This is a genomic window from Exiguobacterium sp. s142 (genome assembly GCF_018618455.1).
Taxonomy (GTDB): Bacteria; Bacillota; Bacilli; order Exiguobacteriales; family Exiguobacteriaceae; genus Exiguobacterium; species Exiguobacterium aurantiacum_A.
Genome location: NZ_JACSMB010000042.1, coordinates 1 through 2417 on the forward strand (window position 1 = coordinate 1; position 2417 = coordinate 2417).

The window sequence follows — 2417 nt, forward strand, 5'->3', positions numbered from 1 at the left end:
TGTGAACGCTAGAATAAAATTGACAGTTTTTGCTCGATACGATTTTACACTATTGCCGAAAAATCAGAACAGAACTCCGATAGATTAGTTGAGGCTATTTTATCTGGAGGGAATGGATTTGGAGGAAAAGTTAGTGCTACACATCAAGATTCATCAAATGTATCAGCAAAACATGAAAGTGGCTCAAATCGCCACAGCACTGAAGGTATCGAGACCGACGGTATATAAGTACCTGAAGATGACATATGAAGATGCCCTACATGAATTTGACGGGAAAGCCTGTTCACGAAAGAAGAAGCTCGATGCCTATCGAGACTGGATCATTGCATGGTTGGAGGAGTATCCGCATTTGAGCAGCGCACAAGTCCATGACTGGTTACTTGAAAGATATCCCGACCTCTCGGTCGGATCGAGCACGGTCAGGACATACGTGAAGGAAATCCGAGAAATCTATCAGATTGAAAAGAAAAGGGTCGTCCGCCATTACGAGGCCATCCCAGAACAACCGATGGGCAAGCAAATACAGGTGGACTGGGGTGAGACCAGACAACGGACTAAAGATGGAAAAATGATAAAGCTTTATTTCATCGCGTTCGTACTTGCGCACTCTCGGATGAAATATGTCGAATGGAGAGAACGACCGTTCACCACCAGGGACACCATTCACTGCCACGAAAATGCGTTCCAATTCTATGGTGGGCGTCCTTCTGAAATCGTCTACGACCAGGATCACCTCATCGCAATCAACGAGAACGCAGGTGACGTCCTATTGACCAATGAGTTTCAAGCCTACGTGAACGAACGAAAGTTTAGGATCCACTTATGTCGTCGGGCCGACCCGGAGTCAAAGGGTATGATCGAGAATGTCGTGAAGTACATCAAACGGAACTTCGCGGACAGCCGAGTGTACCGGCATATCGAGGATTGGAACGACCGTTCCATGAGATGGTTGGAGAGGACAGGAAATCATAACGTCCATCAGACAACGAAAAAAAGACCAGCTGAAGTGTTCTCCGTCGAAAAACAACACTTACAACCGGTCTTATCGCTACTCTCTTTCGAAAGTATCCGTACCGAAAGTATAGCAAGGAACGTCAGCAAGGACAACACAATCCGTTATCGCTCAAACCGTTACACCGTCCCAATCGGGACCTACTCATCGGTCAAGAAGAAGGTGGTGTTCCTCGAGGTGACCGAACAGGAACGGTTATTGATTCGCGAATCTCCCGAGGGAGAAGTGATCGCAGACCACCGGGTCAGCAAAGAGAGCGGAAAACTGATTCAAAGCCGTGACCACCTTCGGGATCGTTCCAAAGGAATCGAAGAACTGAAGCAACAGGTCCTCACCTATTTCGAGGACAGAGAGGCGGCGTCCGATTATCTGGGTGAGCTCTCAAAGCGTTACCCGAGATACCGACGTGACCAGTTCAACATCATCAGGGACGTCGCGACCATGTATCCCAATCACTTAACGATGGCACTGGAAAAGTGTTCGCAAGAGAGTCTGTTCAGCGCCAACGATTTCCGAGACGTGGTCCACTATCTCGCGATCCTCGCGGACGATGGGTGTGATACAAAACCCGATACCGAACGTCCGAAGAAATCCGGGATACAGGTCGCAACGAGGCCGATCCAAGCCTACACCGACATCCTGAAAGGGGTGACGGCAAAATGAGTCAAAGCGTTTCCGAGTTACAACAGGACTTTCGGCAGCTTCGTCTCGCCGAGACGGCTGACGCCCTCCCACAGATTTTGAGAGAGGCCGAAATGGCCTCCTGGACGTATATCGAATTTCTAAGTGCCATCACGAACCATGAACGCGCCAAACGAGACGCTAAAAGTTTGGAGAGACGAATGAAGTGGGCCCGATTCCCGTTCATTAAATCCCTCTCGGAGTTCAATTTAGAGGAACAGACCGCACTAACCGCCCGACAGCTGAAGCAGTTGAAACAGCTCAACTGGCTCGAGCAACAGTACAACCTGATCCTCTTGGGCCCTCCGGGCGTCGGAAAGACGTTTTTGGCTGTGGGGCTGGGAATCGAGGCGGTCAACCACGGGTTCAAGGTATACTTCGTCACGATGGGCGAACTCGTCCAACTATTAAAAAGTGAAGAGTTCTCAAGCAAGTCGAAGATCCAGTTAAAAAGGTTGCGAGATTCGGACCTGGTCATCATCGATGACCTGATGTATATGGCCATGGACCAACGAGAAGCCAATCTCTTCTTCCATCTCGTCAACCACCTTTATGAGCGCAGCTCGATCATCCTGACCTCGAACAAAAGCCCCGATCAATGGGGCGAATTGATCGGGGACCAGGGCATCACGACTGCGATACTGGACCGCTTACTCCATCGCGTCGAAATCATACATAGTGATGACGACAGTCATCGGATGAGGAACCGGAAATCATTGTTTTC

General features: G+C 49.4%; 2 protein-coding genes. Both read left to right on the forward strand.

Features of this window, described 5'->3' with window-relative positions:
* Nucleotides 1-133: 133 nt before the first annotated feature.
* Complete coding sequence (gene istA, locus KNP77_RS15725) at nt 134-1675, forward strand: IS21 family transposase (RefSeq protein WP_214891754.1); 1542 nt, start codon at nt 134-136, stop codon at nt 1673-1675.
* Nucleotides 1672-2417 (forward strand): IS21-like element helper ATPase IstB (gene istB / locus KNP77_RS15730; protein WP_214891755.1); only part of this gene is annotated, 746 nt, incomplete at its 3' end. The genes istA and istB, both read left to right, overlap by 4 nt.